This is a genomic window from Blastopirellula sediminis, from assembly GCF_020966755.1.
Classification (GTDB): domain Bacteria; phylum Planctomycetota; class Planctomycetia; order Pirellulales; family Pirellulaceae; genus Blastopirellula; species Blastopirellula sediminis.
Genome location: NZ_JAJKFT010000010.1, coordinates 1 through 19887, shown reverse-complemented (window position 1 = coordinate 19887; position 19887 = coordinate 1). Strand labels below are relative to the sequence as shown.

Annotated in this window: 18 protein-coding genes; 10 read left to right on the top strand and 8 right to left on the bottom strand. The window is 58.4% G+C overall.

The genetic code is table 11. The features are described 5' to 3' along the window. Window positions 1-4 precede the first annotated feature (4 nt). Window positions 5-2104, bottom strand: a complete 2100-nt coding sequence (locus LOC68_RS11520; protein WP_230218622.1) for a DUF1559 family PulG-like putative transporter — start codon at window positions 2102-2104, stop codon at window positions 5-7. Window positions 2105-2396: 292 nt separating this feature from the next. Here LOC68_RS11520 and LOC68_RS11515 point away from each other — a divergent pair, with 292 nt between their 5' ends. The 8 genes from LOC68_RS11515 to LOC68_RS11480 all read left to right on the top strand — a co-directional run bounded on the left by LOC68_RS11515 (window position 2397) and on the right by LOC68_RS11480 (window position 8412). Next, window positions 2397-3002, top strand: a complete 606-nt coding sequence (locus tag LOC68_RS11515) for a peptidylprolyl isomerase (RefSeq protein WP_230218620.1) — start codon at window positions 2397-2399, stop codon at window positions 3000-3002. Between the two features lie 147 nt (window positions 3003-3149). After that, on the top strand, window positions 3150-4568 hold the full coding sequence (locus LOC68_RS11510) for a sulfatase-like hydrolase/transferase (RefSeq protein WP_230218618.1): 1419 nt from the start codon (window positions 3150-3152) through the stop codon (window positions 4566-4568). 202 nt (window positions 4569-4770) lie between these two features. Then, on the top strand, window positions 4771-4884 hold the full coding sequence (rpmJ, locus tag LOC68_RS11505) for a 50S ribosomal protein L36 (RefSeq protein ID WP_002655270.1): 114 nt from the start codon (window positions 4771-4773) through the stop codon (window positions 4882-4884). 165 nt (window positions 4885-5049) lie between these two features. After that, a complete protein-coding gene (gene rpsM, locus LOC68_RS11500) occupies window positions 5050-5421 on the top strand; it encodes a 30S ribosomal protein S13 (protein WP_449243695.1) in 372 nt (123 codons plus the stop codon). Window positions 5422-5496: 75 nt separating this feature from the next. After that, window positions 5497-5877 carry a 30S ribosomal protein S11 gene (rpsK, locus tag LOC68_RS11495; RefSeq protein WP_230218615.1) on the top strand — a complete coding sequence of 127 codons (381 nt, stop codon included), beginning with the start codon at window positions 5497-5499 and terminating at the stop codon, window positions 5875-5877. A 61-nt stretch (window positions 5878-5938) separates the two neighbouring features. Continuing rightward, window positions 5939-6925 carry a DNA-directed RNA polymerase subunit alpha gene (locus tag LOC68_RS11490; RefSeq protein ID WP_230218613.1) on the top strand — a complete coding sequence of 329 codons (987 nt, stop codon included), beginning with the start codon at window positions 5939-5941 and terminating at the stop codon, window positions 6923-6925. Between the two features lie 53 nt (window positions 6926-6978). Then, a complete protein-coding gene (locus tag LOC68_RS11485; RefSeq protein WP_230218611.1) occupies window positions 6979-7626 on the top strand; it encodes a bL17 family ribosomal protein in 648 nt (215 codons plus the stop codon). A gap of 114 nt (window positions 7627-7740) precedes the next feature. Continuing rightward, a complete protein-coding gene (locus LOC68_RS11480) occupies window positions 7741-8412 on the top strand; it encodes a hypothetical protein (protein ID WP_230218610.1) in 672 nt (223 codons plus the stop codon). On the opposite strand, the gene LOC68_RS11475 is transcribed toward LOC68_RS11480, so the two are convergent. From LOC68_RS11475 to nadA, 3 genes are all read right to left on the bottom strand, one after another. Then, window positions 8409-10622, bottom strand: coding sequence for an ABC transporter permease (locus LOC68_RS11475; protein WP_230218609.1), 2214 nt, complete (start codon window positions 10620-10622; stop codon window positions 8409-8411). The genes LOC68_RS11480 and LOC68_RS11475 overlap by 4 nt on opposite strands. A gap of 4 nt (window positions 10623-10626) precedes the next feature. Next, window positions 10627-11751, bottom strand: a complete 1125-nt coding sequence (locus LOC68_RS11470) for an HlyD family secretion protein (RefSeq protein WP_230218608.1) — start codon at window positions 11749-11751, stop codon at window positions 10627-10629. 207 nt (window positions 11752-11958) lie between these two features. Continuing rightward, complete coding sequence (gene nadA / locus LOC68_RS11465) at window positions 11959-13095, bottom strand: quinolinate synthase NadA (RefSeq protein ID WP_230218607.1); 1137 nt, start codon at window positions 13093-13095, stop codon at window positions 11959-11961. A gap of 438 nt (window positions 13096-13533) precedes the next feature. Between nadA and LOC68_RS11460 the strand changes: the two genes are divergently transcribed. Continuing rightward, window positions 13534-14394: an HAD-IIA family hydrolase gene (locus LOC68_RS11460; RefSeq protein ID WP_230218606.1), complete on the top strand. Its 861-nt coding sequence runs from the start codon at window positions 13534-13536 to the stop codon at window positions 14392-14394. 63 nt (window positions 14395-14457) lie between these two features. On the opposite strand, the gene lysA is transcribed toward LOC68_RS11460, so the two are convergent. From lysA to LOC68_RS11440, 4 genes are all read right to left on the bottom strand, one after another. Further along, on the bottom strand, window positions 14458-15729 hold the full coding sequence (lysA, locus tag LOC68_RS11455; protein ID WP_230218605.1) for a diaminopimelate decarboxylase: 1272 nt from the start codon (window positions 15727-15729) through the stop codon (window positions 14458-14460). A gap of 112 nt (window positions 15730-15841) precedes the next feature. After that, the gene (locus tag LOC68_RS11450; protein WP_230218604.1) at window positions 15842-17899 is read right to left on the bottom strand and encodes a thioredoxin domain-containing protein; all 2058 of its coding nucleotides are present in this window, start codon (window positions 17897-17899) and stop codon (window positions 15842-15844) included. Between the two features lie 54 nt (window positions 17900-17953). Beyond that, window positions 17954-18763, bottom strand: a complete 810-nt coding sequence (gene panB / locus LOC68_RS11445; protein WP_255670851.1) for a 3-methyl-2-oxobutanoate hydroxymethyltransferase — start codon at window positions 18761-18763, stop codon at window positions 17954-17956. A gap of 18 nt (window positions 18764-18781) precedes the next feature. Then, window positions 18782-18946, bottom strand: coding sequence for a hypothetical protein (locus tag LOC68_RS11440; RefSeq protein WP_230218603.1), 165 nt, complete (start codon window positions 18944-18946; stop codon window positions 18782-18784). 61 nt (window positions 18947-19007) lie between these two features. Between LOC68_RS11440 and LOC68_RS11435 the strand changes: the two genes are divergently transcribed. Then, entirely contained in the window at window positions 19008-19757 is a 750-nt protein-coding gene (locus LOC68_RS11435; RefSeq protein WP_230218601.1) for an AraC family transcriptional regulator, read from the top strand. Window positions 19758-19887 lie beyond the last annotated feature (130 nt).

Here is a 19887-nt window from a genome sequence, read left to right as displayed (position 1 = left end):
CTCACTATCGACTGGCCGTGCCGAGCGTCGGAGCGAGCGGCGGGATCGGCTCGCCGGGATAGAGTTTCTTGTACTCGTCGAGGTTCCGCTGGACTTTGATTCGTTCGATGTTGTTGGGCAAGCCAGCGATGGCTGACTGGTACCACTGAGCGGCGCGACGTTGGATTCGCTTCTTTTCGACCGGGGGGAAGCCGGTCACCGATTCCCACCACATGTCGCCGATTTCGGCTTGCAGCGTGGGAGTGGTCGGCGATTCCAACTCGAGCAGAGCGGCGTCTTTCAACTTCTGATTGCTCGACTTCGCCAGGAAGGGAATTCCCTGTTGCCATTGGTTGCGATGGAAACAGAGATAGCGTCCGACCAGCAAGTTCCCTTCCGGATTGAACGAGGGACGTTCGAGCGATAGGAACTGCGATTCGATGTCGGCGTAGACCTTGCGAGCCTCCGAAACATCTTCCCGCAGGCCGGTAATACGCTGCATCATCGCCGCATCGTTTTGCGAGCGAGCGAACGTTTCGATGATCGTGAAGAGTTCGTCGACCGCTTTGAAGTTATTGCGATCGTACGACACTTGCCAGATTTTGATCGCCAACTGCTTGAAATCCTCTTTGCGATCTTGCGGGATGCGCGAGACGTACTCGGCCGAGAATCGCAACAGTTGCAACTGTTGATTGACCGTGTCGAACTCAAATTGACTGTTCAAACGGTCAAAGGCGTCCTTCGCAGTCACCGGGGATTTGCCCTTCTGGGCCATTTGATAGGCCAGCGAATACATCGCGAACTGCTGAACCGGATCGTCGCCAAGATTTTTGCCGGCGTCGACGAGAGTCTTCGCCAGATCAGCGCGGCGGTTTTCGGAATCAGCGCCCCGAAACTCATTCGCGAAAATCTCGCGAATGCGCATTTCGGCCTCTTCGGTCAGCTTGGGATCAGGAATCGGCAGTTTGCCAACCCCGGGCGTCGTTTGGGCAGGCTGCGCTCCGCCCAGCGCGGGACCAGGTTCGACCGCAGCCGGCGACGGGCTGGGAGTCATTTTGGCTGGAATGTTCGCAGCGATCTGATTGTCGGCCGGCGCAGTTGCGCTGGCGGCGACATTTTCCGGTTGCGGCTGCGACTGGGCGACGGCGACTTTGCGAATGTCGAATCCATTCGCCAGCACAAAGAAATCAGTCATCTCGGTCGGCGTGACGGAGGCGGGAACCTTGTGCGCTTTGCCGTCGGCGGTAACGACGAAAATCGATCCACCCCGGAGTTCCCCCATCCCTTCACGAGGAGCGGCGGGATTGAATTCGAGGTCAAACGGTTTGACCCAGCTGACCGACATCGCATCGTCCGCTTCGACGATCAGCGGAATCGTGGCGAGCGATCGGCGGCCGACCGCGTCCAGTCCGGTGGGAGACGACGCTCGGGCGGCGCACGTCGGACCAAAGGCCATTAAGAAGTTGGTCGCTTCGTCCTGGCGCTCCGGCGATTGGTAAACCGGCGGGATCTTCTTGGCGAGCGCCAGGTTTTGTTTATCGTTCCACGGCTTGTCGACGGCGAATTCGGCGTACAGATCTTCGTAGCCCAGATACGGGAGGAGTTCGACTCGCCAACCGAGCAGCGTGTTGCCTCGCGAATCTTTGCGAACCGCCGAGGGAATCTCCGCCTTGTCGACGATCATGTCGGCCAAGGCTTCGCCGATGATTTCAAGCTTGGTCCGCGCTTCTTCGGCTTTGTCGGCCGGAGGATTCTCCGCCAGTTGCTCAATTCGCTCGCGACGTGACGCAAATTTTGGATTTACCGGAGGGGCCGTTTCGGCAGGCATCGCCGGAGGATTGGGATTCGGCGTTGGAGTTGGAGTGGCTGCCGGCGTATTGGGAGCTGCGCTTGGGGGAGGAGTCGCAGGAACTGCTGCAGGTTGCGCGGGAGGAGGAGTCGCCGCTGGTTGGACGGGCGGCGGCGTTTGAGCCGGAGGCGGCGTCGGCTGGTCTTCGTCGTCATCCGAACGTCGCAGGCTAATCGAGGCCAAGCGACTTTCGGCGGAATTACAACTGCAGCCCCCATGCAACAAGGCGAACAGGAGGAGCAAAACAAAGTAAATTCGCGGAGATAACGAGATCATATTCAAACTTCTATCACCTTCAGAAACGCGTACAGTGGGCGATTCTAGGCGATGACCTTCGATCCGCTGACCGTCGTCAACGGAAATTCTCACGATCTTTACCGTTTCCTCATTTACTGGCTTAGGTCATTCAATTTGGGAAAGGTGGGCATTGATCAAAATGCGTTTGTCTATGTTGGGAGTGGAACTTCCAATTCGCGCAGCGCCAGGTTCGTCTGGCGGTAATTGGAGGAAAGAGGCAAAATGTAGGTCTGCCACAATAATCCACCACACTTTCTCCCCGGAGTTGTTCATGTTGCGCTTGGCGATGATTGCTGCATTTTCGGTTCTTTCCGCTTCGACCTTGTTGGCCGCTCCTACCGTTCCTGCGGCGCAGGGCAAAGTGACTGATCAGGTCTTTTTCGATATTGCGATCAATGGGCAACCAGCCGGCCGCATCGTGATCGGCTTGTTCGGTGAAGATGTCCCGAAAACCGCCGCCAACTTCCGCGCTCTTTGCACCGGCGAAAAAGGGAAGGGACGCTCCGGAGTGCCGCTGTCGTACAAAGGGAGCACGTTTCACCGCGTCATTCCGCAGTTCATGCTCCAGGGGGGGGACTTCACCAACGGTAACGGCACCGGCGGTGAAAGCATCTACGGCGCCAAGTTTGCCGACGAGAACTTCAAGTTCACCCACGATGGAGCGGGCGTCTTGAGCATGGCCAACTCGGGCCCGAACACCAACGGCTCGCAGTTTTTCATCACCACGGTCAAAACCTCCTGGCTCGACGGTCGTCACGTCGTGTTCGGCCGGGTTTTGCAGGGGATGGACGTCGTGAAGAAGGTTGAATCGCTCGGTTCAGAAGGGGGTAAAACCCGCGCGACGATCACCATTGCCGACTGCGGCGTGGTCAAATAGCCTGATCGACCGGAAAAATCCGCTTTTCGCCCGAAAACGCCGGCCATTCGCCGGCGTTTTCTTTTTGCCCCTCGGCTCCCCTGGCGGTTATAACGGAAATCTCCGATCGGATTCCTATCCCGCCCCGCCCTGCCCCGAGAGTTCGACATGTCCAGAATCGCCTCGCTGTTCTTCGTTTTGCTGACGACGTCGCTGGCCTCCGCTGCTGAGAAGCCGAACATTCTCTTTCTGTTCGCTGACGACTACAGCTACGAATGCGTCGGAGCGTACGGGCACCCGATGGTCCATACGCCCAATTTGGATCAGTTGGCGAAACAAGGAACTCGCTTTACTCACGCCTACAACATGGGATCGTGGAGCGGCGCCGTTTGCGTCGCCAGCCGCACGATGCTGAACACCGGACGCTTTGTCTGGCATGCAGAAAAGGTCTATAAGACCGCCGACAAAGAACGGGTCGCTGGGCGATTCTGGTCGGAGTACATGAAAGCGGCCGGCTACGACACCTACATGACCGGCAAATGGCATGTGCCGGCCGACGCGGCGAAAGCCTTTGCAACGAGCGCTCATATCCGCGGCGGCATGCCGAATCAGACCGATCAAGGCTATGATCGCCCGCAGGCGGACGGCACGGACTACTGGTCTCCGTCCGATCCGAAGTTCGGCGGTTTCTGGGCCGGCGGCAAACATTGGAGCGAAGTGGTCGCCGACGATGCGATTGGTTTCCTGGAAACGGCCGCCAAACAGGACAAACCGTTCTTCATGTACCTGGCGTTTAACGCGGTGCACGATCCGCGGCAGTCGCCGCAGGACTTTGTCGATCGCTACCCGGCCGACAAAACCGACGTGCCGGCCGACTTTCTGCCGGAATATCCCGAAAAAGAAGCGATGGGCGCCGGCAAAGGTCTGCGTGACGAGAAACTAGCGCCGTTCCCGCGAACTCCGCATGCGATTCAGGTTCATCGCAGCGAGTATTACGCGATTATCGAGCACATGGACGTCCAAATCGGCCGCATCCTCGACGCGCTGAAGGCGACCGGCCAAGCGGATAACACCTATATCTTCTTCACCGCCGACCATGGTCTGGCCTGCGGGCACCATGGGCTGATGGGCAAACAGAACATGTATGACCACAGCGTCCGAGTGCCGCTGCTGGTCTCGGGCCCCGGATTGCCGCAGGGGAAAGTGTGCGAAGTGCCGGTTTATCTGCAGGATGTGATGGCCACGGCGCTGGAAATCGCTGGGGTCGCCAAGCCGGATCACGTCGAATTCCGCAGTTTGCTGCCGGTGATCAACGGCGAGCGGGACGTCCAATACGAGGCGATTTATGGCGCCTACCTGGAACGTCAGCGGATGATCACCGCCGACGGCTACAAATTGATCCTCTACCCGACGATTGGGAAGGTAAAGCTGTTTAACCTGACGGCCGATCCGCAAGAAATGGAAGATCTGGCGGCCAAACCGGAGCAGCGCGAGCGAATTTCCGCACTTTTGCAGCGACTGCTGGTGCTGCAAACCGAAGTCGGGGACAAGCTCGACCTGAAAAAAGCGTACGCTGATTGGCTCTAAATCTGGCGGCAATGCTGGCAAAAATCCCCAGAAAACCAGGAAAAAGCCGCTCGAACTTGTCCAAGTTACCACTGGGCGAGCGGCTCGGAATTGGGGTAGACATTCCGTTTGCTTTTCCTGCTCAGAGGGCCTTGCAAGGCAATCGCGAGGAGCGTTATACTGGCTCGCTTCCACCATAAGCATTGATTGGAAGCTGTAGGCGATGAAAGTTCGAGCCAGCGTAAAACGCATCTGCGACAAGTGCAAAGTAGTCCGCCGCCGTGGTCGGATTTTCGTGATCTGCGAGAATCCCCGCCACAAGCAACGTCAGGGCTAGGCCATAGGTCTACCGCTCTGCGGCGCTGGACCTGCCGGTTGTGAGATTTCCCGCACTGGGACCGATCCGCAGCCTGTCTGTCGCACGTAAACCGTACAATTTTAAACACATAGAGCAATTTCGACGCTTCGGCGTCTTGGCAGGAGTAGAGTTATGCCCCGTTTGATGGGTGTCGACATTCCGAACGACAAACCGACTTGGGTTTCGCTCACGTACTTGTACGGAGTCGGCCCGCACACCGCTCGCGAGCTGTGCGTGAAGGTTGGTATCTCGCAAGACCGTTTGGCGGGCGAGCTCCATGAAGACGAGCTCAGCAAGATCGCCGGGTTGCTGGAAACGGAATACACCGTCGAAGGTCCGCTCCGCCGACAAATCGCTCAAAACATTCAGCGTTTGAATCGCATTGTTTGCTATCGCGGCCTGCGTCATCGCCGCGGTCTGCCGGTTCGCGGTCAGCGAACCCGCACCAATGCCCGTACTCGCAAGGGACCGAAGAAGACGGTCGCCGGCAAGAAGGGCGTGAAGGACCTGCGTTAATCTGCAGGTGGGTTAGCCTTCGTCAGATGGCTGGCCTCGATCAAGCGAACATTCACACATCAGGAGATTGGCGCAGTGGCCAAGGCAGTAAAGAAGAAGATTCGTCGCAACGTCTTGCAGGCGGTCGTGCATATCAAGGCGACCTTCAACAACACGCAAGTCACGATTACCGACGCCAAAGGGGACTCGCTGTGCTGGGCGAGCGCCGGAACTTGCGGCTTCAAGGGTAGCCGTAAGAGCACCCCGTTCGCCGGCCAATGTGCGGCTCAACAAGCTGCCGAAAAGGCGCTGAAGTTCGGCGTGAAGGAAGTGGAAGTTCGCGTGAAGGGTCCGGGTTCGGGCCGTGAAAGCGCGATCACCGCTCTGGCCGCCGCCGGTCTGAACGTTCGTTCGATCGAAGACTGCACGCCGATTCCGCACAACGGTTGCCGTCCGCCGAAGAAACGCCGCGTCTAGTCGCTGCGTTTTCCTCTTCCCCCCCACAGCTGTATCGAAGTTCGTCGAACGGAGAGAACCAATGCATATTCGCTGGCGCGGTTTGGAACTGCCGAGCGTCGTTAATTGCGAAGCCGAAACCCTCTCGCAAACCTACGGCAAGTTCATTGCGGAACCGTTTGAACGCGGTTTCGGCGTGACCATCGGCAATAGCTTGCGTCGCATCCTGCTGTCGAGCCTGGAAGGCGCAGCGGTTACGCAGATTAAGGTTCGCGGAGCTCAGCACGAGTTCACCTCGATCCCGGGCGTCGTCGAAGACATGACAGAGATCGTCCTGAACACCAAGGCGATCGTCGTCAAAAAGCACTCCGAGATGACCAAGGTCATCACGATCGAAAAGCAGGGCCCCTGCACGATTACCGGCGCCGACATTCAGTGCGATCCGGAAGTCGAGATCATCAACAAAGACATCCACCTCTGCACGATCACCGGCGAAATTCCATTCATGATGGAAATGGTCGTCGAATCGGGCCGTGGTTATGTGCCGGCGACCGAGCACAGCACCGCTGAACACGAAATCGGGATCATCCCGGTCGACGCCGTTTACAGCCCGGTGACTCGCGTTCGCTACGAAGTGGAAGAAACCCGCGTTGGTCAAAAGACCAACTACGACAAGCTGACCCTGGAAATCTGGACCGACGGTTCGATTCATCCGGAGTACGCTTTGGTCGAAGCGGCGAAGATTCTCCGCAAGCACCTCAATCCGTTCGTTCAATACAACGAACTCGGCTCGAAGATCAGCATCCCCAGCCGTACGCAATCGAGCGGCCTGGATCCGGTGCTGGAATCGAAGCTGAACATGAGCCTGGCCGAGATGCACCTGTCGGTGCGTGCCAGCAACTGCTTGGAATCGGAAAATATCAATACGGTCCGCGACCTGGTTCGCCGTACCGAAGATCAGTTGATGGAAGTTCGTAACTTTGGCGAAACGACGCTGACCGAAGTGAAGGAAAAGCTGAAAGAGCTGGGCCTGCACTTGGGAATGCGAGTTCAATCGGCGCCTCGTTAGTCGACGACCGTTATTCGCAACTCACACGGTTAGTTTTACAAGACGTTAGTAACATGCGACATCGAAAAAAAGGCCGCGTTCTCGGACGTTCGTCCCCTCACCGCAAGGCGATGATGCGGAACATGGCGAGCAGCCTGCTCCTCTCGCTCCGTAGCGACGACGTGAATGAATCGGGTTACGAGTACCTCTCGACCGATACGCCGGACGCCGGCCGTAACGTTCCGAAGGTCAAGGGCCGCATCATCACGACGATCACCAAGGCGAAGGAAATTCGCCCGTACATCGAAAAGGTGATCACCATCGCTCGTAATGCGTTGCCGAGCATTCGCGCCGCCGAGAAGTTGGCGACCAAGCTGCAGAAGTACGATTCGAACGGCAAGGTCAACGAAGCCTACAAAGAATGGCGCAAGAGCGACGCCTACGTCGCTTGGAACAACGCCCAGGCTCCCGCGTTGGCCGCTCGTCGTCGCTGCGTCGCCCTGCTGGGCAACCATCAGGCGGTCGACATCCTGTTCGATCAGGTCGCTCCGAAGTTTGAAGATCGCCAAGGGGGTTACACCCGCATTCTGCGTCTGGCCACGCCCCGTTTGGGCGACGCCGGTACGCGTGCGATCATCGAATTCGTCGGCAACGAACGGGACCGCGTCAGCGAAGCCGCCCAGCGTCCGGCCTTCGAAGGCGAAGCCGCCGCGGCCGAGTAAGCGAGCGTTTCCGGCCATTTTCGGCCGCAATTCGCTTTGCCTCAGACAAACCAAAGCCGTTATACTCCCGCACGTGGAGTGTAACGGCTTTTTTCATGGATGGACGGTTCACGCATGCGACCTTCGACCTCTTCGCGAAGTCGACCGATCTCTCTGGTGAAGCGAAACCCGCAGCAGGGCTTCGACTTCTCCTGGAGCATGCGCCAATTGGTCGCCGACATGGTCGTTCGCACGCCTGAGCTGAAACATATCGATCTCAGCCGGATGGCGGTCGCCGTCGCCCAGGCCCGCAAGGACGTTCCGTACGGGATCTTCGCCTCGCTGACGCCGCTTCGCTTTGAAGGGGGCTCAGCGACCACCAAACGCCGCGGACGGACCTACCGAGTGCAAAGACTCGCCGACGAGCGGGGACGCGAGATGCTCTACATCCTGACGTTCTACCTGCCGCGGTTCATGGATCTCGTCTTCCAAGAAAAGCTGATCACCATCTTCCACGAACTGTGGCACGTCAGCCCGAAGTTCGACGGAGACATCCGCCGCTTGCCAGGCCGCTGCTACGCCCATTCCCACTCGCAAAAAGAATACGACGAGCAAATGGGAGTGCTGGCCAACAAATACCTGATGACGGCGCCCCTGCGGACCCATTACCAGTTCCTGGAGCTCAACTTCATGCAGCTCCACCAACAGTTCGGCCGCGTCTATGGAATCAAGATTCCGCGGCCGAAACTGGAGTTGGTGGAGAGTGCAACGCCGAAGACGAAAACGCGTCGTCGGAAGACGGGTTAGTCCAACTGCTTTCTAAACCGCGTGATGCTCAGCGTCAAAATCACCAGGCAGCAGATCGACAACCCGGCGATCGACGGGATCAAGTCGATGAAGTCGGCGTCGCGGAGGACGATGCCGCGGAGGATTTCGATGAAGTAGGTCACCGGGATCGCAAACGTGATCAGGTAGATCGGCAGCGGCATTTCGCTGCGGGGGAACATGAAGCCGGAGAGCAGCACCGACGGCAGCATGATTAAAAACGAGAACTGCAGCGCGGCGACCTGGGTCTTGGCCAGCGTCGAAACGAGCAATCCCAAGCCGAGCGAGCAGACGATGAACAGGGCCGAAAGCGCCGTCAGCAGCAGCAAATTGCCCCGGATCGGGACGCCGAAGACGTAGACCATCACGGTCAGCACGAGCAGCATTTCGACCAGGCCGATGATGGAGTAGGGGACCAGTTTCCCCAGCACCAAACCGGCCCGACCAACCGGCGTGACGAACAACTGTTCGAGGGTGCCAAGTTCCCGCTCGCGCACGATCGCGAACGCGGTCAGGAAGAGGGTCACTAGCTGCAAGATGATCCCAACCAGGCCAGGAACGAAGAACCGGGCGCTTTCCAGGTCGGGGTTGTAGAGCAAGCGGGGGCGAACGTCGATCGGCAGGGCTAATTCGCCCCACTTATCGCGCGCAGGCGCAAGCTGGACTTCACTTGCGACGTTTTTCGCGCGGCTAATCGACAAGTTCAAACCAAGCAAGGCGACGGCGTTTTGGGCGGTGGTCGCCACTTGCGAGTCGCTGCCGTCGATTAGCACCTGGATTTCGGCCTGGCGGCCGAGGGTCAACTGATCGCTGTAGTTTGGTGGAATCCGGACGCCGACTTTCGCCCGACCGGAGGATAGGGCCCTGTGGAAACTCTCCTCGTCATAGACGCGGTCGATTAACTTTAGCTTGCGCGTATTGACCAAGGCGTCGATCAACCGTTGGCTATCCTGCCGACCATCCAGGTCGTAGACCACCATCGGGATGTTTTCGATTTGAATGTCGATCGCGTAGCCGAAGATCAAGATCTGCATCACCGGCACGACGAACATGAAGAACAACGTGCTCGGCTGGCGGCGAATGTGCGACATCTCTTTGACGAAGATCGCCAGCAGGCCGTCGGTCGAATGGCCGGTCAGCGTCGACTTGTGTTGCTTGCGCGGAGGAGGGGAGGGCGCCGACTCTTCCTCCGCTTCCTCGTCGGCGATCATTGAGTCCAAACGGACCGTCTCGGCCGGTTCGCCGTTGTTGCGTCGCGCTTCGGCATTCTTGGTCAACGTGACGAAGACGTCTTCCAGCGTCGGCGAGATCTCCCGAATCGAAAGCTTTTCGACCGTCGTCCCCAGGTCGGCGGCAAGTTGCTCGTCCGTATACGACTCATCGACCAGGGCGTGGATCATCTCGCCAAACAGCGTCGCGTCATGCACCTGCGGGACGTGGACCAGTTTCGTGAGCCCGGCCGAGGGATTACGGACGTCGATCTCTAGCCGCTTCGTCCCTGCGGGAGTAACGTCGGGAAGCTGTTTCAGCTCTTCGCCACGTCCCAGGACCAGCAGCTTCGACATAAAGATGTAGCCGACGTCGGTGCACCGTTCCGCTTCGTCCATGTAGTGGGTCGTTACGAACAGCGTGACGCCTTGCGCGGCCAGCTCGAACAACAAGTCCCACAGTTGCCGCCGGGCGACCGGGTCGATCCCCGCGGTCGGTTCGTCCAAAAAGAGCACCTCCGGCTCATGAATCAAAGCACAGGCCAAAGCGAGACGTTGTTTCCAACCGCCTGAGAGCGTTCCGGCCAACTGATCGATTCGATCGCCGAGGCCGGTCAGATCAAGGACCGCTTTGCGACGTTCGGTCAGACGCTGATCGGTCAGTCCATAGATGCGGCCGTAAAAGTCGAGGTTTTCCTGCACCGACAAGTCGCTATAGAGACTGAACTTTTGCGACATGTAGCCGATGCGACGTTTGATCTCTTCCGGCTGGGTGCGTACGTCGAAGCCGAGGACCGACGCATCCCCGGCCGTTGGCTGGAGCACGCCGCAGAGCATTCGGATGATCGTCGACTTCCCGCTCCCGTTCGGACCGAGCAGACCAAAGATGGCGCCGCGACCGACTTCAAAACTGACGTCGTCGACGGCGACCAGATCGCCGAACGTGCGGGAGAGTCCCTCGACTCGAATGACCGGCTCGCTCATCGCGTTACTTTCTCGGCTCGAGCCAGACGTCGGCGGCCATGCCGCTGCGGAGTTGATCGAGCCCGTCGAGCAGCGTCACTTTGATGCGAAAGACCTGCTTCGATCGCTCTTCCGGCGTTTGCACGTTGTTGGGAGTGAACTCGGCGTTCCGCGCGATGAAGGTGATCTCTCCCTGAAACTCCTGGTCGTAACTGTCGACCGTGACCGGCAACTTTTGACCGAGTTGGATATTCAGATGGTTTTCCGGAACGTAGGCCCGCACCCAAAGCGTCTTCGGATCGATCAGCGTCAACATCGGCGCGTTCGGCGGCATCAGGTCGCCAGGCTCCAGTTCGAGCGCCTCGACGATCGCATCGGTCGGAGCGGTGACGCTTAACTCATCGATCCGTTTCTCGATTGCGGCGACGTTGGCCTTCGCCGCGGCGACCGCCGCTTCGGCTTGGGCGATGTCTTCCTTGCGGAAGCCTGACTTCATCAGGTTGTATTCTTCGGTCGCCTTCGCCAGAGAGGCGCGAGCTTGGGCGATTTCCTCTTTGCGCGTCCCTTCGACCAGCAGCGAGAGATTGTTTTCACGGACGACCGAATTGCTCTCCGCTTCCCGCAACAAATCAGCGACCCGATCAAACTTTTCCTGCGTGCCGGCGCCCTTTTCAAAGACCTCCTTCTCGCGTTTGTAATTGGACTGCGCCAACTCCAACTGCGACGAGGCCATTTGCAGTTCGGCGCGAGCCGCGTCGATCTCTTGTTTGCGTGGACCGTTGACCAGCATTTCGAGGCGCGCGGCGAGTTCGTCGACTTGCGATTTCGCCTGGGCGATTTCTTCGGGACGATAGCCGGTCTTCAGTTTCTCGAGCAGCGCCTGCTTGTCGTCGGTTTCCGCTTTGGCGGCGGCCAGCAGTTCGTTCAGATCGAACGGCTCCAAGCGGACGAGGACTTGACCCTGTTTGACCATGTCCCCTTCGTCGGCCAGCACTTCGGCGACTCGTCCGCCGACGCGCGAACCAAGTCGGATATCTTGCGCTTCGATATAGCCGGAGACCTTGAGCGGCTCGTGCTGCAATTGGCTATAAGTCAAAAGCGAGCCGAAAATCACGATCAGAACGGCGATGAAGGCGATCCGAGACCACATAGCGATATCCGCAGGGAAAGTGATCGTTGCGATTCGATCCGAGGATCGATCCGTATAAACGTCGGCAACTCTAACACTCGTTCCCCAATCGCTGTGGGATCGATTCCGCGGAGATACTCTCTGCCGCCGATCTTCCTACGGCCGGGTGCGCGTCGTACCGATTGTACGAATTCTACGCGTTCCCGATCTCGTGCGACAACGAGAGACCTATTTGACGCTCAACATCCGTTCGAGCGCCGTTCGCGACCACTCAGCGGTCTCGTCATCAACGCGGACGACGTTGACCGGGCTTCCGGCGTCGAGATTCTCCAGGCTCCAGCAAAGATGCGCCAGGTCGATGCGATACATCGTGGCGCACATACAGACGACCGGTGAGAGGAAATGAATCTCCTGCTCCGGGTGCTCCTGCTTCAAGCGATTCACCAAATGCAATTCGGTGCCGATCGCCCATTTGGTTCCGGCCGGAGCATTCTTGACTGTCTCGATGATCTTGCCGGTCGAGCCAGAGACGTCGGCGATCTCGTTCACTTCCTGCATGCATTCGGGATGAACCAGAATCTTGATGCCGGGAAAGTCGCGACGAAACGCGGCGACATGTTCCTTCTTGAACATCTGGTGAACGCTGCAGTGACCCTTCCAGAGAATCACCTTCGAATTGCGAATCGCATCCTCGGTGTTGCCGCCATATTCCGATTCGTACGGATTCCAGACCGGCATCTGATCGTTGGTGATCCCCATCGTCAGCGCGGTGTTGCGACCGAGATGCTGATCCGGGAAAAAGAGAACGCGGCTGGTGCGCGCGAACGCCCACTTCAAAACCGAAGCGGCGTTGCTCGACGTGCAGACGATCCCGCCATGCTTGCCGACGAACGATTTCAAACTCGCGGCCGAGTTGATGTAAGTGACCGGCGTGATGTCGTTCGTATCGATCAGTTCGCCGAGATCTTCCCACGCGTTTTCGACTTGTTCGATCGCCGCCATGTCGGCCATCGAGCAACCGGCCGCCATGTCGGGCAGGATCACATCGACCCGTTGTCCATTGCGGGCGGCGACTTTCTCAGGACGGTTCGCCAGGATATCGGCGGTCTCGGCCATGAAGTGGACGCCGCAGAAGACGATGTTGCGACAGTCGCCGCTTTCAGCCGCCATCTTGCTCAGCTGATAACTGTCGCCGCGGAGATCGGAGAGCGCAATCACTTCATCCTGCTGGTAGTGATGTCCCAGAATCAGCAGACGGCTCCCATGTTTGCTGCGGACAGCGTTGATGCGATCGGTCAGCTCTTCGTTGCTGAGCGAGCGGTAGGGAGCGAAATCGAATGCCGGGGTTTCCAGCGTCGTGGTCATGGCGCTATTTGCTTGTCTAGCGAAAGTGGGAAGGAAACGACTAATTATACATCTCGGGGGCTGCAGACTGTAGTGCCGGGCTCTTCGCCCCAAAACCTGTCAGAAATCGCTGCGGGAAGTTCCCCGTTACTTCGCCATTTTTTTTAGTAGGCCGATCGACGTAAGTCGGCACAAGAAACGCCGACACGCGCAAAGATACGCAAGATTCCCGTGCGCAGCGCGCAATTCAGAGTGCTAGCCCAGCGAAGCGCAACGTGGTACTCAACGCCGTCGCACCTGCGCAGGAATTAGGCAGTGCCCATCATTCTCACTTAAACCAATCCGTTAGATGGTAATTAGGTGGAGTGCGGTCGCCTTGTCGAATTGGCATGTCAATTGCCTAACGTAGTCTGGTCCTACCTTTTGTTTGCTGGTTCGACTCTACAAGGAAAGAGAACGATGGGCCTTGGATTTTTGATTGACATGGATGGCGTTATTTACCGCGGCAGTCAGTTGATTGACGGCGCGGACCGCTTTATCGCAACGCTGAAAAAGAAGCAGATCCCTTTTTTATTCCTGACCAACAATAGTCAGCGCACGCGACGCGACGTGGCGGCCAAGTTGTATCGGATGGGGATCGACGTCGAAGAAGAACGAATCTTTACCTGTGCGATGGCGACCGCTCGCTTTCTGGCGAAACAGAAGCCTGGCGGAACGGCGTTCGTGATTGGTGAAGGTGGTTTGCACAACGCATTGCACCGCAATGGATACGCGATCGTCGATCACGCGCCCGACTATGTGGTCGTGGGCGAAGCTCGTTCGATCACGCTGGAAATGCTTGATGCGGCGGTGCAGATGGTACTGGATGGCGCGCAATTGATCGCGACCAATCTCGATCCTAATTGCCCGACGAAAAGCGGCACCCGCAGCGGCTGCGGCGCTACCGTTTCGTTTATCGAAAAGGCGACCGGCAAGACGGCGTTCAGCGTCGGCAAGCCGAGCCCGGTGATGATGCGTTCGGCGCAGTGGGAACTAGGCGTTCGCTCGTGGGAAACGGTGATGATCGGCGACACGATGGAAACCGATATCCTGGGCGCCGTGCAGATGGGTTACTACGCGACGTTGACGCTCAGCGGCGGTTCGCGTGCGGAAGACTTGTCGTCGTACGCGTTTCGACCTGATCGCGTGATCAACTCGGTCGCCGACCTGATCGAAGACATCGAAAACGATACGATGCTCCCGGCGTGGGATCACGGCATCATGCCGCATTCGATGGAAGAGAACGAACGTTTGATGTACGCCGCTTCCCGCGGCGCGTAAGCGAGTTTTGGGGCGCCCCCGATAGCTCGTCTTTTCTATCGGGGTGGCGCCAAGTGCTTATAACTAGCGGGGAATGTGTTCGCCAGCGATCAGGTTCTCGAACGACTGGCGTTCGCGCACCAAGTGCGTTTGGCCGTCTTGGATCAGAACCTCGGCGGCTAGCGGCTTCGAGTTGTAATTCGAGCCCATCACGAATCCGTACGCTCCTGCGCACTCGATCACCAGGTAATCGCCAATCCCCGCGGCAGGCAAGCTGCGCGTCCCGACGAAGCCCCCTTCGGTCTGCGTGAAGATGTCGCCCGATTCGCAGAGCGGACCGCCGACGACCACGTCCTGATGCGGTCGATCTTCGGTCTCGCCGCTGGCCAGTGCGATCGACATCGGGTGATACGAACCGTACAGAATCGGTCGCGCCAGATTGTTGAAGCCAGCGTCGACGACGTAGAACTTGTTCTCTCCCATCGATTTGATCGCGCGAATTTCGGCCAGTAGGTAGCCAGCTTCGGCCGAGAGATAACGCCCCGGTTCGATCTCGAGCGAGATCGCGTGGCCGAACGCATCCTGCAGACGATTGCGAACGGCGTTCCACAGATCGAAGTACTGATCAAGGTCGACATACGACTGCGACGAGTTGTACGGAATCGGCAAGCCGCCCCCAGCGCTGATTGTGGTGATCGTGCGACCAACTTCCAGCGCCGCCTTTTCCATCGCGCCGCAAACCTGGCCCAGGTGTTCCAGGTCGGTACCGGAACCGATGTGCATGTGCAGCCCAGTGACGCGAACGCCATGTTGATCGGCGATCAGCAGGCAGTCATTCAACTGTTCGTGCCAGATGCCGTGCTTCGATTGCTGGCCGCCGGTGTTGGTCTTTTGGCTATGACCATGACCGAAGCCAGGATTGATACGCAGGGTGATTTCGCTCCCCGGCGCCGCTTCGCCAAGCTGAGCAATCATGTCTGGCGAACCGCAGTTCACATGCAGCCCATGTTCGACGCAGAGAGCCAGCGCTTCGCGGTCGAAGATGTCGGCGGTGTAAACGATTGGCGCCGGTTCTCCTTTCGGCACGAAACCGGCGGCGAGAGCGCGACGGATTTCACCAGCGCTGACCGCGTCGACCAACACGCCGTTGCGGCGAACCAGGTCCAGGATCGCCAGATTCGAGCAAGCCTTTTGGGCGTAGCGAATGACGTCGAACTTCCGTAGGTCGTTGATCCGCTCGACAATTTTCGCCCCGTCATAGACGAAGGTCGGCGTGCCGTATTTCGCCGCCAAATCCACAACGGAGACCCCGGCGATTTCGGTGCGAAACGTTTGGAATTGCGGCACGGTCGGCATGGTTGGTTACCCTATCGGCGTCAAAATGGAGGAAAAAAGTCGAAGCGAATCGCTCATTTTAAAGAACGATCCTCGATCGGGACACGCCCCCTGCCCCGCGGTTCGCCCCCAATCAGGAGCCTAGATTGGCGACCGCCTCTTTCGCGGTCACCGGCCGCTGACAGGCGAAATTCTCGCAAATGAAAACGGTACCGTCCGCGTCTGGAAGCGGCGATTTGCCCGCAAAGATCGGGGCCAGCGGGGCATCTTCCTCAGGCGTCGTTCCCGGCGAAACGCAGGCGATGACGCTCTTGGGGGTGTAGCTCTGGCGATAAGCGGCCAGAAAATCGCGGGTATCGCCCGACTCCGGATCGCCCAGAATCACCACTTCCCGGGCCGGGCCGACGTAGCGATCGACCGCCGTCAGCATCTGCCCGGTGGCGGTTGGATGCTTCTTCATTAGCGGCGCGGCGACGCGCATCGCGGTCAGAGCTTCGTCGAGCAGATCGGTATTCCCCAGCAACGCGCTCAGCCGTAGCAGCACGACCGCCGCCATCGAATTGCCGCTTGGGACGCTGTTGTCGTACAGGTCCTTATTTCGCGCGATCAGCTGTTCGTGGTCATCGGCGGTGAAGTAGAAGCCGCCCCCGGCCGGATCGGCGAAGTGGCGAATCATCAGGTTCGACAGGTCGATCGCCCGATCGAGCCAACGATCGTCGAAGGTCGCTTCGTATAGCGTGATGCAAGCGTTGGCGAGATTCGCATAGTCGTCCAGGTAAGCGGCCAGCTTGGCGACACCCTGGCGATAGGAATGAAGCAGCCGTCCATTCGGATCGAGCATCGTGTCGAACAGAAAGTCGGCCGCTCTCTCGGCCGCCGCCAGATACTTCGGTTCGCCGAGTGCGCCCGCCGCTTGAGCCAGGCTTTCGATCATCAGGCCATTCCAACTGGTGAGAACCTTATCGTCTTTGCTGGGACGAATCCGTTCGTCGCGAAGATGGAGCAGTTTTGCGCGATCGGCGTCCAGTTCGCTGCGCAGCTCAACCGCGTCAACATTCTTGGCCGCCGCCCAAGCTTCAATCGACTGCGGCAAGTTCAGGATGTTGTGGCCTTCGAAGTTGCCCGACTCGCTAACGTCGTAGATTTCGCAGAAGCGGTAACCGCGGATTTCGCCGAGTGCGGCGATAATCTCCTGGCGACTCCAGACGTAGAATTTTCCTTCTTCCCCTTCGCTGTCGGCGTCTTCGGCGCTTTGGAAGCCGCCTGACTCGTCGGTCAGATAGTTAAGGACGTAGTCGCACGTTTCTCGCGCGACGCGGGCAAAATCTGCGCGCTTCGTCACGCGATAGGCGTTGACGTAGATGCCTGTGAGGAGCGCGTTGTCGTACAGCATTTTCTCAAAGTGGGGCACAAGCCATTCGGCGTCGACCGAGTAGCGCGCGAAACCGCCGCCGAGATGATCGTAGATCCCGCCGCGCGCCATTTGGTCAAGATTGTGGACGACCATCTCCAGGGCGTGGCTTTCCGGTTTGCGGCGGCTATAGCGGAGGCAAACCTCGAGATCCATCGTATGCGGAAACTTCGGCGCTCCGCCGAAACCGCCGTCGCGGAAGTCATAGATCGATTCGAGATACCTGTACGCCTGATCGAGCAGTTCGATGCCGATCGCTTCACCGGAATCTTCGGCTTGCCCGATCTCTTGCAGGCGTTCGGCGAATTTCTCCGATTGTTCCAGGGCGATGGCGCGGCGATTTGCCCACGCATCCATCACGGCACGCAGCACCTGGTCGAAGCCGGGCATGCCGCCGCGGGCGGTCGGCGGCCAATAGGTTCCGCCGAAGAACGGTTTGAGCTGCGGCGTCAAAAAAACCGACATCGGCCAACCGCCGCGACCGGTCAACATCTGCACCGCGTTCATGTAGATCTGATCAAGGTCAGGGCGTTCTTCGCGATCGACTTTGATCGAGATGAAATGTTCGTTCAGGTAGTCGGCGATCGCCGCGTTCTCGAAGCTCTCGTGCTCCATCACGTGGCACCAGTGACACGCCGAGTAGCCGATCGAAAGAAAGATTGGTTTGTCCGCATCGACCGCTTCCTCTAACGAAGCCGCATCCCACGGACGCCAGTGAACTGGGTTCGAGGCATGCTGCAGCAAATAGGGGCTCGACTCATTGGCAAGGCGATTCGCCATTGTTCTCTCCAGCGGAGTTGTGGACGCGATGATTTGCTGACGCGGATTGCGGGCTTATTTGAAGCTATGTTCATCCGCGGGGAAAACGCCGCTGCGAACTTCTTCGCAGTATTGCTTGGCGGCGCTGGAGATCTGCCCGCGTAGATCGGCGAACGCTTTGACGAATTTGGGGACGTAGCCGCCGGTGAGGCCCAACATGTCGTTGACCACCAAGACCTGGCCATCGCAACCGGCGCCGGCGCCAATGCCGATGGTCGGAATCGAAAGCTCCGCCGAGATTTTTTCGGCGGATGTGCGCGGGACGCATTCGAGCACCAAGCCAAAGGCTCCCGCGTTTTGCGCGGCGAGCGCGTCGGCCATGAGCTGCTCTTCGTCGCGCTGAACTTTATAGCCCCCCATCTGCATCACCAACTGCGGGCGAAGTCCGACGTGCGCCATGACCGGAATGCCTGCCGAGACGAGCCCGGCGATCACTTCGGCCTGTTCAACGCCCCCTTCCAGTTTTACCGCTTGAGCGCCGGTTTCTTTCAGCACGCGTCCGGCGCTTTCGATCGCGCTGTAGACGCCGAGGTGAAAGCTGGGAAACGGCAGATCGACGATCACTAGCGCTCGTTGAACCGCGCGGACAACCATCTTCGCGTGGTAAATCATCTCGTCGAGCGTGACGGGCAAGGTCGTATCGTGTCCCTGCACTACCATCGACAAGCTATCGCCGACTAGCACCGAATCGACTCCTGCTTCGTCGAGCAGCTGCGCCATCGTATAGTCGTACGCGGTCAGCATCGAGATTTTCTTGCCGTCCCGTTTCATGGCGACGAACTTGGGGACGGTAATGCGATCGGAAGCAGGTTTGTGAGAGGACATTCGCGACCAATTTTCTTGCTAGGGGCTCGCGGCGAGCAGCGCCGCATTCCCCTTAATTGTCGTCGCGACGCCTAAATCGGGCAACCGCGGCGGAAAGTACATCGCGGCTGCCGTTTTGCGCAGATGACCCTCTTTCGGCGGTTCGGCTGGCTTAGCGTTTTCGGCATTTGGCGTTTCGTGCATAATTCGCCTTGGGAGAGAACTGGTTCAAAGCAATTCCAGCAGCACTCAACGAGAGGCGGCGATGTCCACCGATCTACAGCGGCAATTTTTCGAGCAGATGGGGACGCGGCATCAGCTCCAGAATCTCTACGACGCGCTGCCGGACGTATTTTTTTTCACCAAGAATCGGGATAGCCGAATGATCTGGGCGAATCGGCAATTGATTCGCCGCTTGGGCCTCGCGAATGAGAACGACGTTGTCGGCGCTTACGATTGGGAGTTTTTTCCGACCGAAGTGGCGGATAAATATCGGGCCGACGATCGGTACGTTATGGAGACGGGGGAGCAAATTCGCAATCGAGTCGAAGTTTTCTACGACGAGACCAAGATTCTCGACTGGCACATTACCAGCAAGATGCCGGTCTATAGCGAGGATGGGTCGGAGATCATCGGCGTCGCCGGAGTAATTCGAAGCTACAAAGAAGGGCAGCGCTGGGCGGCGCCTGCTTCGGAACTGGAGGATGTGGTCGAGTTCATGCGAACGTCGGCCGGCGCCAAAGCGACGATTGAAGAGATCGCCGAGCGGGCTCAGTTATCGACGCGGCAGCTGAATCGCAAATTTCAGGCGGTGTTTGGGATGAGCGCCCGCGATTTCAAGATTCGGACTCGCTTGAATGCCGCGGCGCATGACCTGGCGAGTTCCGATCGGTCGATCCACCAGATTGCGATGGAAAATGAATTTTCTGATCAGAGCACGTTTAGTCGTCAGTTCCGCAAGCATATGGGAATGACGCCGCTCGAATATCGCCGCAGTTATCAGCGCGGCGGTTAACGTTTCGCAGCGCGCATAAAAAAACCTCACGCCAGCGTTAGCTGACGTGAGGTTTCGTATAAATATGGTTGTGACCAAGCTGAGCTGAGTGAGACTGTCCCATGGTAGACGTCTAGTTAAGCGATTGCTC

Coding starts and splice junctions, on each gene's coding strand:
- LOC68_RS11460 (WP_230218606.1), top strand. CDS start 13,534: ATGGGCCTTGGATTTTTGATTGACATGGATGGCGTTATTTACCGCGGC.
- LOC68_RS11485 (WP_230218611.1), top strand. CDS start 6,979: ATGCGACATCGAAAAAAAGGCCGCGTTCTCGGACGTTCGTCCCCTCAC.
- rpmJ (WP_002655270.1), top strand. CDS start 4,771: ATGAAAGTTCGAGCCAGCGTAAAACGCATCTGCGACAAGTGCAAAGTA.
- LOC68_RS11480 (WP_230218610.1), top strand. CDS start 7,741: ATGCGACCTTCGACCTCTTCGCGAAGTCGACCGATCTCTCTGGTGAAG.
- LOC68_RS11470 (WP_230218608.1), bottom strand. CDS start 11,751: ATGTGGTCTCGGATCGCCTTCATCGCCGTTCTGATCGTGATTTTCGGC.
- panB (WP_255670851.1), bottom strand. CDS start 18,763: ATGTCCTCTCACAAACCTGCTTCCGATCGCATTACCGTCCCCAAGTTC.
- rpsM (WP_449243695.1), top strand. CDS start 5,050: ATGGGTGTCGACATTCCGAACGACAAACCGACTTGGGTTTCGCTCACG.
- LOC68_RS11450 (WP_230218604.1), bottom strand. CDS start 17,899: ATGGCGAATCGCCTTGCCAATGAGTCGAGCCCCTATTTGCTGCAGCAT.
- LOC68_RS11520 (WP_230218622.1), bottom strand. CDS start 2,104: ATGATCTCGTTATCTCCGCGAATTTACTTTGTTTTGCTCCTCCTGTTC.
- LOC68_RS11435 (WP_230218601.1), top strand. CDS start 19,008: ATGTCCACCGATCTACAGCGGCAATTTTTCGAGCAGATGGGGACGCGG.
- LOC68_RS11475 (WP_230218609.1), bottom strand. CDS start 10,622: ATGAGCGAGCCGGTCATTCGAGTCGAGGGACTCTCCCGCACGTTCGGC.
- LOC68_RS11515 (WP_230218620.1), top strand. CDS start 2,397: ATGTTGCGCTTGGCGATGATTGCTGCATTTTCGGTTCTTTCCGCTTCG.
- LOC68_RS11510 (WP_230218618.1), top strand. CDS start 3,150: ATGTCCAGAATCGCCTCGCTGTTCTTCGTTTTGCTGACGACGTCGCTG.
- nadA (WP_230218607.1), bottom strand. CDS start 13,095: ATGACCACGACGCTGGAAACCCCGGCATTCGATTTCGCTCCCTACCGC.
- lysA (WP_230218605.1), bottom strand. CDS start 15,729: ATGCCGACCGTGCCGCAATTCCAAACGTTTCGCACCGAAATCGCCGGG.
- LOC68_RS11490 (WP_230218613.1), top strand. CDS start 5,939: ATGCATATTCGCTGGCGCGGTTTGGAACTGCCGAGCGTCGTTAATTGC.
- LOC68_RS11440 (WP_230218603.1), bottom strand. CDS start 18,946: ATGCACGAAACGCCAAATGCCGAAAACGCTAAGCCAGCCGAACCGCCG.